This is a genomic window from Allobaculum fili, assembly GCF_020969955.1.
Classification (GTDB): Bacteria; Bacillota_I; Bacilli_A; order Erysipelotrichales; family Erysipelotrichaceae; genus Allobaculum; species Allobaculum fili.
In genome coordinates this window covers 102,153-114,137 of sequence record NZ_JAHDSX010000002.1, presented here as the reverse complement: position 1 = coordinate 114,137, position 11,985 = coordinate 102,153, and the positions used below count along the sequence as shown (strand labels likewise).

General features: G+C 49.8%; 9 protein-coding genes. 2 read left to right on the top strand and 7 right to left on the bottom strand.

All coding sequences use genetic code 11. The annotated features are described in order from the left end of the window. Positions 1 to 295 precede the first annotated feature (295 nt). The 5 genes from rny to Afil_RS11070 form a co-directional block, all read right to left on the bottom strand. Entirely contained in the window at positions 296 to 1,849 is a 1,554-nt protein-coding gene (rny, locus tag Afil_RS01260) for a ribonuclease Y (protein ID WP_230266713.1), read from the bottom strand. Between the two features lie 454 nt (positions 1,850 to 2,303). Beyond that, positions 2,304 to 3,380, bottom strand: coding sequence for a hypothetical protein (locus Afil_RS01255; protein ID WP_230266712.1), 1,077 nt, complete (start codon positions 3,378 to 3,380; stop codon positions 2,304 to 2,306). Between the two features lie 832 nt (positions 3,381 to 4,212). Next, on the bottom strand, positions 4,213 to 4,389 hold the full coding sequence (rpmF, locus tag Afil_RS01250) for a 50S ribosomal protein L32 (RefSeq protein ID WP_230266711.1): 177 nt from the start codon (positions 4,387 to 4,389) through the stop codon (positions 4,213 to 4,215). An 11-nt stretch (positions 4,390 to 4,400) separates the two neighbouring features. Then, positions 4,401 to 4,919 (bottom strand): YceD family protein, encoded by a 519-nt coding sequence (locus tag Afil_RS11320; RefSeq protein WP_230266710.1) that lies wholly within the window; start codon positions 4,917 to 4,919, stop codon positions 4,401 to 4,403. Positions 4,920 to 5,406: 487 nt separating this feature from the next. Continuing rightward, entirely contained in the window at positions 5,407 to 6,117 is a 711-nt protein-coding gene (locus Afil_RS11070; protein WP_255658122.1) for a peptidylprolyl isomerase, read from the bottom strand. Between the two features lie 255 nt (positions 6,118 to 6,372). Here Afil_RS11070 and Afil_RS01235 point away from each other — a divergent pair, with 255 nt between their 5' ends. Both Afil_RS01235 and Afil_RS01230 read left to right on the top strand, forming a co-directional pair. Continuing rightward, complete coding sequence (locus Afil_RS01235; protein ID WP_230266709.1) at positions 6,373 to 7,518, top strand: nucleotidyltransferase family protein; 1,146 nt, start codon at positions 6,373 to 6,375, stop codon at positions 7,516 to 7,518. A gap of 33 nt (positions 7,519 to 7,551) precedes the next feature. Continuing rightward, a complete protein-coding gene (locus tag Afil_RS01230) occupies positions 7,552 to 8,151 on the top strand; it encodes a YdcF family protein (RefSeq protein ID WP_230266708.1) in 600 nt (199 codons plus the stop codon). A gap of 204 nt (positions 8,152 to 8,355) precedes the next feature. Here Afil_RS01230 and Afil_RS01225 read toward each other — a convergent pair whose 3' ends face one another. Both Afil_RS01225 and Afil_RS01220 read right to left on the bottom strand, forming a co-directional pair. Beyond that, positions 8,356 to 8,910: a GNAT family N-acetyltransferase gene (locus Afil_RS01225; protein WP_230266707.1), complete on the bottom strand. Its 555-nt coding sequence runs from the start codon at positions 8,908 to 8,910 to the stop codon at positions 8,356 to 8,358. Between the two features lie 290 nt (positions 8,911 to 9,200). Further along, complete coding sequence (locus Afil_RS01220; protein WP_230266706.1) at positions 9,201 to 11,612, bottom strand: glycoside hydrolase family 3 N-terminal domain-containing protein; 2,412 nt, start codon at positions 11,610 to 11,612, stop codon at positions 9,201 to 9,203. Positions 11,613 to 11,985: the final 373 nt, after the last annotated feature.

The window sequence follows — 11,985 nt, the reverse complement described above, 5'->3', positions numbered from 1 at the left end:
GGGGGGGGGTGACCTTATGTCAGAAAAGTCCTGCGTCTGGATTGTCTTAACGGTTGAAGGACAGTCTTCCTCTATTTAAGGGACGTTCGGAGAATGGATCCGTGATCCGAACGGAGAGAGAAAGAAAACTGCTCTGCTTCTTTGCCGGATTTATCCGAGTTTTTCCGAGTCTTTGTCGGGTCTTCCCCTGCTTTTTTTCTGATGTTTCCCTGTGCCTTTTGGGAATGCGTCCGTTTTTATTGTAGACGAAAAGCCGTTATAAAAAGCCGCCTTTGCGGGGCGGCTTTGATATTCGTTATTTCGCTATTTCCTGTGCACGGACTTCACGAATTACGTTCACTTTGATCTGTCCGGGATAAGTCAGTTCAGATTCAATTTTGTCACGGATCGCCCTGGCCATTTTAACACAGGCCGTATCGCTCACCTGTTCGGGAACAACCATGATGCGGATCTCGCGGCCGGCTTGAATGGCATAAGCGTTGGACACACCTTCAAATTCATTGGCGATTTTTTCCAGGTTTTCGAGACGTTCCACGTAGGCCTGCGCGGATTCCTTACGGGCTCCTGGGCGAGCGGCGGAAATGGTATCGGCGGCAATGACCAGATGGGAGGTCAGGAATTTTGGTTCGGTATCGCCATGATGAGATGCGATCGCATTAAGAACGATTTCTTTTTCACCATGCTTCTTGCAGAATTTGTAACCCAGCTCCACGTGGCTGCCTTCCTGCTGGTCGACATTGAGTGCTTTACCGATGTCGTGCAGAAGACCGGCACGTTTCGCCATATGCTGGTTGAGCCCCAGCTCAGCTGCCATCGTTCCGGCAATCAGGGCGACTTCAATGGAATGCTGGAGCGCATTCTGGCCATAGGAGAAACGGTATTTCAGCGTACCGATCAGACGAACGATTTCGCGATCGATGCGGCCGATGCCAAGCTTGAATACAGTTTCTTCGCCGGCCTTGAGAATCTCAGCCTCGACTTCATGCTGGAATTTCTTAACGGCGTCCTCAATTCGTCCGGGCTGGATGCGTCCGTCTCGAATGAGATATTCGAGGGCGAGTCTGGCCACTTCTCGACGAATCGGGTTGAAGCAGGTAATGGTGATCAGATCCGGCGTATCATCAATGTTCAGCTCAACACCCGTGGCCTGTTCAAAGGCACGGATATTGCGGCCCTCACGTCCGATAATTCTTCCCTTCATTTCTTCACTGGGAATCTGGACGACAGCGACCGTACGGTCCATCGTTTCCTGCTGGGCCATGCGTTCGATGCTTAAGGCGATGATTTCCTGCGCTTTCTGGTTCGCCTGCGATTTGGCTTCATCTTCTTTTTCCTTGATGTAAGCCATCGTTTCGTGTTCCATCTGCTTTTCGACAAGGGCGAAGAGCTCGTCTTTCGCTTCCTGACTGGTCATCCGGGCTACGCCCTCGAGGACTTCGATCTGTCGGTCAATTTCCTGCTGAAGCTGCTTTTCCTTATCTTCTAAGGAAAGAAGGCGATCATTGGCCTTCTTCATCTGCGCGCTCAGTTCCTTCTCCTTCTGGTTCAGAGACTGATCGCGGAAATTTAAGCTGTCTTCACGACGCAGAAGGGCGTTTTCAAGATCGACGGCTTCCTGCCGGCGGTCCTTAATTTCCTTTTCTGCTTCTACTTTCAGATCGTGTACTTGGGTTTTCCCGTCAAGTACTGCCTGTTTCAGTCTGGCTTCCGCTTCGCGGTTCGCCTGTTCAAGAATCTGATTTGCCTGCTGCTGATTTTTGTTAAGACCTGCTTTGGAAAGAGCGGCCATCAGGCCGATTCCCAGGACAAGTCCGATTATCCCGGATAGAGAAATCCATAAGGCATTCATTTATTTCTCTGTCCCTTCATAAAATAAAGCATTTCAATTATAGCAAATCCGGTCTTTTTGTCTATGTACCCATATTTCAGACAAATTTTAGGAAGATATTCGTTCAAAAATGGAACGATTGTGTACCAATACAGCGAACAGGTTCTGGGCAAATCCGCCAGAATCCGGCTGTAAATCGTCTGATTTCCCCTTTTTTCTCTTTTTCGACCGATCGGTATGATTGCGTTTTTTCAAAAAATCAGACCGGACTACATTTTTCATGGCCAATCGTTCCTGTTTCTGTCCGGCAGACAATTTGCCTTGGATCGGGTGTAAAATGCGCAAGTTTTGCAATGTATGGAAAACCGTCTGAATCTTTGCGGTTCAGACGGTGCATAAGGCAGATTATCGATTGAAACTGCGCTTTTCGCATTTACGAAAGCATGCAAAAGAGCATATTTCTGGATTGGTTTTGTTATTGAGCGGGGAGCGGATTGATCTCGGTGTCGACGCTCAGACGAACCGCGAGCCACGCCTGGCTGAGGGCGGAAGCCGCGTCATTAATATCTTTCTGCGTACGGGCAGTATTGTCCTGATCGGCAAGAATGTTCGCAGCGACGGTCCGTTTTTCAATCAGCGTGGACCATGCCGCATTGGACTGGAATTTGTCGGCACTTACGCTGCTCGCATCCGTATAGGCCGTCTGCAGTACGGAGTAGTCGAGTACGACAGGTTCCGGTTCCGGCTCTTGAGGCTGAACGGGGTTATCGTCTGCGTCGACCCAAACTTTGGCATCGGCTTTGGTGAGGGTTTCCATGTCTTCCTTAGTTTTTACGCCCTCAAAAAGCTTGACGGATTTGAACCGATAGGCGGAGACGCGATCGGTATTTTCCGGATCGGTACCGATGGAAAGCGGATAGTTTGTCGCCTTGATTCCGCCCGTTCCACTCATGGATCCACGATAGCTCGAGCCATCGTTGAAGACGAAGAAGAGCTCCTTCGTTTCGGCATCGTAACCGGCAAGAACTGTATGGACACGATTGGAGTAATCGGTATTTCCTGCTTCATACTCCTTCATGTTGTACGTCATCCAGTCATTCGTATTGGCTCCATAGGCGATCAGCTGGGTCGTGATTCCAAGATTCTGATAATGGTAGTCGCGTACTACAAAGCCATGGTCGCCGTTGGAAAGAATCATCTGGTATTCCATCTGATTGGCGCTTGTGTTTTCCGGCGTTTTGTATTCGATCTCAAACGTAAAGGACTTCTCGCCGTGCAGCAGATCCTTTACGGTGTTTTCCGCATTGACGTCATCAATCGCCGCGTGGCCTTTGAAATACTTGCCTTCGTTTGTGACGGTTTCGACCTGCATGCCGGTACCCATTGGATACCAGGTATTGCGGGCATGGTCATAAATCGTCGTTGTGGACTGTGCAGGGTCGGTCGTTTCATTCTGGGCAGCCGGTTCAGCGGCCAGAATTGGGAAGGAAGATACAGATCCTGTCAGTATCGACACAGACAGGAGTGCAGACATCATTGTATGTTTTTTCATAACTGGGCCTTTCTTTGTCCGATTTCCCTTACGCCCTGTCCTCTCGTAAAAATCTGGTGCTTTTGCGTATGGCTTTAATCGCCCATAGAACATGGGTTGTCTGTCGTATGCGCGACCATATTCTAAATAGAGTGCATTGAAGCGCTTCGTAATTTATATTTTTGCCCGAATCAAATGAAGAAGCGCCTGTAGGTCAAAAGCCGAGGCAAAACCACGCGTTTGAGAAAATGGATGGAACGTAAAACGACCGCTTTTCCTGTTCAAAATAAAAATGGGGATCCAATGCAGGATGGGGGTTTTCCTGTTTGCCCGTAAGGAAAACCATTCGTTCAAATCCCTGCGCCTGTTCTTAAAGCCAAAAAGCAGCCGCCCGTCTGCCTTCGTCCAGGCAAACGGGAGAAATACTGGCCTTTTTATTTTATCGTTCTATACGTTTATCACGGTTGTCTTTTTCTTCTTTTCGTATTATTAAAATCGCATAGGCTTAATACTAATTGGCTATGGTACGAAATTGTTGCTTTGGTACACAAGAATCCCAATTCCGGACCATACAGAAAAGACGGTTTCTCGCACGAATGCGATACATTCTGTGGTTTTTTGCGATCGGATCTGTCAGGACCTTCCCGTTTCTATTTGCCCGTTTCTATTTCCTTTCCCTGGATTTCAGTTTCGTGCTTCCCTGCGCTTGCTCCTGCACAACGGAAAAGGCCCGCAGGAGGACATCAACGTCCTGCAGGCCTGTTAGAGAAAATGCGAAACGCGCAAAAAGAAAAAAGCAGAGGTCTCTCTGCTTGTTCATCCATCTGGATACTGATTATAAAAGGGACAGGAATTATTCTACTTCGACAGCCTGTCTGCCTTTGTATTTACCGCAGCTCGGGCATACTTTGTGAGCGAGTTTGAATTCGCCGCACTCCGGGCATTTTACAAGAGCGGGTTTAGTCAGTTTGTAATGGGTTCTTCTTTTTGCCTTACGGTGTTTGGAACCTCTTCTCTGCTGAACAGCCATGGTGGCACCTCCTAGTTATCCTCGAAATTAAGATCTTTGAGTTTTGCCCAGCGGGGATCTTCCTGCTGCTGGCTGTCCCCCTCATCCTGATCGGATGTAAGCGACCAGCCTTTACCGCTAGGATAGTCTTCACGGGCTAAACGGGTAATGCTCATGGGTGCTTCATATACAATCGCTTCGATCATCTCATCATTCAGATCAATCGTGTTGTTGTTCACAACGAGAATGTCTTCCTGATCGTCCGTATCCTCGAGCGGATCGAATGAGTACTCTTTTTCAGAATCGGCCTCGAAAACGTATTCGAGATCTTCTCCGGTAATCGAGTCTTCAACAATCATGAAGCCGGAGTAATGAAGGTTGCTGACAACCCTGCTGCGGCCGTCAAACTGTAAAGTGCCCTCGACGTGACACTCGGGTACGGCCAGAACAGGCGTATTCACAAACTGAGCTCCATCGAGATCGGCCAGGTCGGTATTGACTTCAAGATAGTCATCCGGCGCCGCCAGAAAATCGCTTTTACGAAACTTCACGCTATTCACCTCATGTAGCATTTGATATTATAGGCAGACCCTTTTGAATTGTCAAACAAACGAAAATCTGAACAAAACGATCGAAGTGCTTTGCCATTTTGTCCTTAACTATCGTACTTTCGGCTTTTTCCGGCCGCGTTGACTCTTTGAAAAATCTGCCTGTTCAAATGTCTTGTCTGTCATGAGCCAGGGGCAAACGTCGGATATCGCGTATCGTTTTGGCTCCCTGCCGCATGCATCTTCATCATAGTCCGTGACCGTTACAAAATCGAAGGACAGACCCGAAGAGCCGGATCGGCTCTGAGAATCTGTCCATCAATTTGTGATCGGGTCTGTTTTTTTCGGTCTGTCTTCTTTGCTCAGGCTGTTTCCAGAGGCAAGAGACAGAAGGATACAGATACAGATTTTTTTTATATCTTTATCTTTGCTCCAGAGCGCTTTCTCTTTGCTCTAGAGAGCTTCACTGGATTCGATTTGTGCTTACCGCTTATTTCTTGTCATCGAGTTCGGTAATGGTGATGGATTCGATGACCGGCTGATCTTCCTTGGAAATGGAGCCGTTGTTGTCGGTCGGCTTCGCGGATTCAGCAATCTGGTCTACGACATCCATGCCGCTGGTTACCGTTCCAAATGCGGCGTATTCCCCGTCGAGGCTGGACGCATCTTCCTGCACGATAAAGAACTGACTGCTGGCGGAATCCGGCTGGTTGCTTCTGGCCATGGATACGGTTCCGCGCACGTGCTTGAGGGAGTTGTCAAAACCGTTGGATTTGAATTCGCCGTAAATGCTGCGGGAGCTTCCGCCGGTTCCATCGCCGCGCGGATCGCCGCCCTGAATCATGAAGCCGTCAATAATACGGTGGAAGGTCAGGCCGTCGTAAAAGCCTTTTTCGGCCAGATTGACAAAGTTGTCTACGGTTTCCGGAGCGATGCCTTCGTCCATGGTGAAGATGATTGGTTCATCGTAGCCGGAAATCTTGATTTCGGCCTGGTACTGCTTGCCGCCCGGTTCCGACTTGGAAGCCCGGGTAGCCACTTTGCTGGAAACGACCGATTCGGTCTGGCTGCTGGCAATGGAAGAGGTGACGCTCGATACGTCGGCGTTGCTGGTGTCGTTCGTGCTGCCGGCGCATCCGGCCGCAAGCAGAGCGGCAGCGCCCAGGCAGGCGGCTTTTGAAACAAATCTGCTGAATTTCATACTGTTTGTCCTCGCTGTTCTATCTTTTCATCGGATCCAGGATCCGTTTTTCCTTCTGATCGGATCCATCCAGATGTTTTGTCTGTTTTGATCCGTGAATTGTTCTTTTGATTTTCCTTACGCAAAAAAACGATACCGTCGTTTCTTATCCGCTTTCGGAAAAACCCTGTCCATGGTACCTGAACGGAAACGATTTTGAAATGGGATTCACGGCTGGAAATGTATGGAATCCTCTTTTTACGGTAGACTGAACACATGATCAAAGCTGGAATCATTGCTGAATTCAATCCCTTTCATGACGGACACCGCGAAATCATTCGACGGGTACGCGAAACGCTTCATCCCGATCAGATCGTCGTGGTCCTTTCCACATGGTATTCAAGCCGCGGACTGCCTTCCCTTCTTTCTCCTCAAGAGAAAACCCGTATGGCCATCGAAGCGGGCGCCGATCTGGTGATCGCGCTGCCTGCCGCCTACGCCATGCAAAGCGCCGACTATTTTGCACTCTACGCGATCGAAGCCCTCAAATGTGCCGGGGTCAATACGCTCTGCTTTGGATCGGAGCTCGCGGATCTGGCCGTTCTGGAAGAAAAATCCAGACAGCTGAAAATGCTCGAAGCTGTTCCCGGCCGCTCACATGTACAGAACGCCGTTTTAAACGGCATCGATCTGCGGCCAAACGATATTCTGGCGGTGCAGTACATTCGCCACGCCCGGTCGTTTGGCATGGCGGTCGTGCCGTTCCCCCGCAACTTTTCACTCAAATCCGCCACAGCGATTCGAAAAGACTTTTTCGCCAACATTCCGCAAAAAGGCGACGCGCTCTATCATCCCCGACAATCGTGGCAATCGTACTATCCGTATTTGCGGATGCAGCTGCTCATGAGCGATCCGAAGCGGTTAAGCGAATTTTTCCTTTGCGAGGAAGGCATCGAATACCGTCTGATCGAAAGCGCCAGAAAAAGCGATACGTTTGAAGGCTTTCTGAAGCATGCCGTTTCCAAAACGTATACACGGGCAAGAATACAGAGAACCTGCATGATGATTTTGATGCAGATCTCTAAAAGGGAGATGAAAGAGCATCCGTTCTTTTTTAAAGTTCTGACGCTTGGCTTCAATGACCGGGGACAGGCACTGTTAAAGTCGCTGCCCGGCGGATTGAAAGCCGCCAGCCGTATGGCCGATCTTTCCCCCTGGCTTCAGAATCTTCTCAATAAGGAAATGCGTCTGTATTCGCTGATCGATCAGAAACCAGCCGCCTGGACGCTCGTTTTACCGCACACCCTTTCTGCCTGCTCTGAATTTTCTTCCTCCAGTACAGCGGAAGCGGACGGTTCGGATGCGTCGATTCGACACGCTCTCCTGGCCGAACTTCACACGTATTTCTGTCCGGTTTTGTAACCCGATCCTTTTTCCTTTAGAAAGGAGTTTTCTATGTTTCACCGTCCTTCTTCTCACCGCCACAAAAAGGCTGTCCTCGTCTCCCTTTTCGGGGCTGCAGCTGGGCTGTCTCTGGTCTGGTACGAACACCAGCTGCCGCCCTGCCGCAAACCGAAAGTTTCACAGGAACCGTATCCTTTTGGACTGCTTCTGGGCTGTTCGGTTCACGATGACGGCAGCCTGGGGCGTGAAATGAAACTGCGCTGTCATCTGGCGATCGATCAGTATTTGCAGGGCAAATACCGCACGCTGATCATTTCTGGCGGTGCGGTCCGCAATCCGTACGTGGAAGCGGAAGTGATGGGTAACTACATTCATGAACTTTGTCCGCAGCTGCCGATCCTGCTGGAAACCCGGGCGCAGAACACCTGGGAAAACATGAAATACGCTAGAGAAATGATCGGTGATCAGCCAATCCTGATTCTGACGGGCGGCCTGCACGCCCGACGTTCGAACGCGCTGGCCAGACAGTTCTTTTCGAACTGGGCAATGGAGAGCGCACCGGATTTCACCTGGAAAAAAGCCGGACGCGAGGCGATTTCCCGAATCATCTATTTATGGATTGAGCTCAAGAAGACATTCAAACGGCAGTAACAAGGAAAGGACAGAATCCTCTCTTCCTGCTGCCTTCCGATCGTTCACCCTCTACGCAAAAACGGGCCGCACGGCCCGTTTTCTTATATGTATTGGCTGTGGTTGCCTGTAATGGTGATCTGTATAGAAATCTGTACAGAGATTTGTGCATCGCGTCTTTTAAAAAGGAAGAAGAGCGGTCGGATTCGGTTCTGACACTGGAATCTATTTCGCGTTTCGCAGAGCTTTCCATTCTTCCCTTGTCATGCGGTTGATCACTTCATCACGGAATTCGCCAAGCAGCAGTACAAGGACATGCTCTTCCGTTTTGAAAAAGCAAAAGCCAAGTTTGGCCTGTGCTCTGGCGGATTTGGAATTGCCGGTATAATGCCCGCACCAGATCTGATCGAGCCACAGATCTTCAAAGCCATAATCGATCAGCATGTTTGCCGCTTCTTCCACATAGCCATGGCCCCAGTATGGCTTGCCGATCCAGAAGCCCAGTTCCTTGTCGTATGGGGATGCCCCCTCACGCTGTTTCAGCTTGGGCACCATCAGAGATATGGCGCCGATTGGCGTCGACGTTTCTTTTAGGCAGATCGCAAAATCCAGCGGATTACTCAGCACACTTTCGATAATCTGCCGGCTCTCCTCTTCGCTTTGGTGAACGGGCCAGCCGGCGGCCGGTCCGACATCCGGATCATTTGCGAGTTCGTATAATACCTGAGCGTCCTCGGCTTTCCAGGGACGCAAAATCAGTCGTTCACTCTGAAATTCCATTGTCTTTCTCCTTTCTCAAGTGCGTTCTTCGCCGCCGTTTCGACCCGTTGGCTTCGAGCTGTTTCTGGAACGAAAAAGATGTCGAAGCATTTCTGGTCAGCGGAGCAAAGCGAAGTTTGATTTCTACCTTAGCAGGGCGTTTGAAAAGCGAAAAGCGGCCGCTTGAAATTCCATGAAAAAAGCAGAGTTCGAACGCACGGCGGATGCGTCCAAACTCTGCCGTTTTATTTTGTTTTGATGTATGGGTCTGCTCTATCGGCTAAAGCATTTTCCTTCAGAGTCGGGATTGACTACTCGAAGTTTTCGAGACCGTACCAGGCGATGCCTTCACCTCTCCAGCCAAGTTCAATCAGGTATGTATGTTCCTTGAAGTTGGTTGTGAAGTTGTGGTTTGCACTCTTGGCGTTCGGGTTGTATTCACGCCATACTTCTACGGCCTTGTTGTCATCGGAATACCAGCCGATGCCTTCGTCTTTCCATCCCTGGTCAACCAGGTAGTTTTTCTCGCGTTCACTCAGTGTGTAGAGGTGATCGCCGGCATTCGGGTTGTATACGCGGTAAACCGGAGTATTGGATTTCTTCGGAGCGATCCAGCCGACTCCTTCACTCTTCCAGCCGACTTTCGCAAGGTAGTCGCGTTCTCTGGAGCTGCTGGTGTAGAAGTGTTCGCCGGAATTCGGGTTGTAAAGACGGTACATTTCCATCCGGTTGGCATCGGATTTGGACTGGTAAGTCAGACCGGAACCGCGCGGATAAACGACATCGGTTGTGGAATACATGCCAGTTGCATCATCATACTTGTAAACGTTGACTGGGAGCTGTCCGCTGGCACCAAAGGTCCCAAGTGCAACTTCCATACCGGCCAGGATGTTTGGTCCATAGGCTTCGTTAGCACCGGTTGCGCCGCCGATGATGGCTTCGGTCGGGTCAACTCCGGTACCCTTGTTGCCGTAAACGGCCATGACTGCCTGAGCATCTGGATACCACTGGGTATCATATGGTTTGTCCGCAGACATGATGATAGCCTTTTTGCCTTTTTCCCTCGCGTATTTCACGATTTCATTTGGTATTTTGCTCGACCAGTGCCTGCCGCCCATGCGGGCTGCGCTGGAAACTTCGGTAACGGCCATTACATAATCGGCCGCATCAATTTTTGCTTTTTGTTCGTCGGTCAGTTCAGCCTGGCCTGTGTATACGAAATAATCCAGTTTCGCACCGTTTTCTACGGTATCGGCATCTTTGCCGCGGTTCCAGGCGAGGGAGATCAGGCCAGGTTCGTTGGAATAAGGAGTAGCTACGAGAACGGTTGTGTCCTTAGTAACTTCCATTGGCAGAACGTTGTCTTCGTTGCGGGTAACGGTAACGCCGCGGGCAGCGATTTCACGTTCAGCCTGTTTGTTTTCGGCGCAGCCGACAACTTCTTTGGCTTCATCGATGGAATAGTCATTTTCGTTCCAGTCCAGAATGCCTTTGCGGGCTTTCAGGGTCAGGATACGGGTGCAGGCGTCATTCAGACGTTCCTGAGTAAGCTTGCCGTTGGCAACTTCCTGTTCGCAGTAGTTGATGACCGCGTCGAGATCTTTCAGGTCGTCCTTGCAGTACAGAACGGTTGGCATGCAGATCAGGTCGGCGCCGGCTTCCATGGCTACAGCAACACGCTGCGGCTGGGACCAGACTTTGGCAACACCTTCCATGTTCATGGCGTCGGTGCTGACTACGCCTTCAAAGCCCATTTCGCCTTTGAGCAGGTCAGTGATAATTTTCTTGGACAGAGTCGCCGGGAGCTGTTCTTCCTGGTTTGTCAGATCCGAGTGAAGCGTTGTATTGTCGAGAGCCGGATACAGGATATGTGCGGTCATGATCATTTCGATGCCTTCGTTGATCGCTACTGTATACGGTTTCAGCTCGTTGTTTTTGATTTCCTCGACCGTCTTGTCTACGATCGGCAGGCCATAGTGGGAGTCTGTCGCCACATCGCCATGACCTGGGAAGTGTTTGGCACAGCCGATTACGTTGTATTCAGAAAGGCCAGCAATTTCGGCAGAAGCCATAAGACCAACCTGTTCCGGATCATCGCCAAAAGAACGAAGACCGATAACCGGGTTGTTCGGGTTGTTGTTGACATCGACTACCGGTGCGAGGTCGGTGTTGATACCGAGTACGGAAAGTTCAGAACCGATGATTTCGCCGATTTTCTTTGCATCATCGGTATTGAAGGTAGCGCCGACAGCCATGTTGCCTGGCAGAGCTGTACCGGTGCCCAGACGGGAAACAGAGCCGCCTTCCTGATCAACGGAAATCAGAAGCGGAAGTCCGCCGTCGCTGATGGCTGCTTTCTGCATATCCATCGCGAGGTTGTAGGACTGCTCGGTTTCCTTAACGTTGTTGGCAAACAGAATAATGGCACCAAAGTCGTAGTCCGCGATAATCTGTTTAACCTCATCGTTCATTTCGGTGAAATCCGTTGCGGTGTCGTCACTGGTTCCCCACTTACGGAAATCCGGCATGATCATCTGTTCGATTTTCTGACGGGTCGTCATTTTGGAGATGATGTCGTTTACGCGCGCTTCGATCGCTACGTCGCTGTCTTCAGCGGCCATGATCGGCGTTCCGGATGCGAACATCATCGAGCAGGCTGCTGCACAGCTGACAGCCGCCGCTGCCGTGCGCTTCAGCGCTCTACGGAATGAGTTTCGAATCATATCTTCCATCCTTTTCATAATTTGAGTAAAAGAAGTACGCAGTTAAAAGGCCAACTCTTGTAACCGTTTACTTCTTTCCTTCATATCTATGATAACGCTAATGATATATGCAAACTATTGCATTAATTGGTAACTGTGAAATGTCTATTTCCTAATTTGTATAATAATTCCAAACAATTTGTTTTATTTTACTCCCGTTATCTATTTAAATAATTCAAGACAGTGTCAAACGATCGTGCAGACAGAATTTGACTATGCCTTTCTGCATTTTATCCGCTCCCCTTTTCTTCGATGCCTATCGCTGAAAATGAAAAAAAGCAGGATCTGCAGAGGGAAAATCCGTCTGTAAAACCTGCTTTATGCAGTTTGATAA

Coding starts and splice junctions, on each gene's coding strand:
- rny (WP_230266713.1), bottom strand. CDS start 1,849: ATGAATGCCTTATGGATTTCTCTATCCGGGATAATCGGACTTGTCCTG.
- Afil_RS01255 (WP_230266712.1), bottom strand. CDS start 3,380: ATGAAAAAACATACAATGATGTCTGCACTCCTGTCTGTGTCGATACTG.
- rpmF (WP_230266711.1), bottom strand. CDS start 4,389: ATGGCTGTTCAGCAGAGAAGAGGTTCCAAACACCGTAAGGCAAAAAGA.
- Afil_RS11070 (WP_255658122.1), bottom strand. CDS start 6,117: ATGAAATTCAGCAGATTTGTTTCAAAAGCCGCCTGCCTGGGCGCTGCC.
- Afil_RS01235 (WP_230266709.1), top strand. CDS start 6,373: ATGATCAAAGCTGGAATCATTGCTGAATTCAATCCCTTTCATGACGGA.
- Afil_RS01230 (WP_230266708.1), top strand. CDS start 7,552: ATGTTTCACCGTCCTTCTTCTCACCGCCACAAAAAGGCTGTCCTCGTC.
- Afil_RS01225 (WP_230266707.1), bottom strand. CDS start 8,910: ATGGAATTTCAGAGTGAACGACTGATTTTGCGTCCCTGGAAAGCCGAG.
- Afil_RS01220 (WP_230266706.1), bottom strand. CDS start 11,612: ATGATTCGAAACTCATTCCGTAGAGCGCTGAAGCGCACGGCAGCGGCG.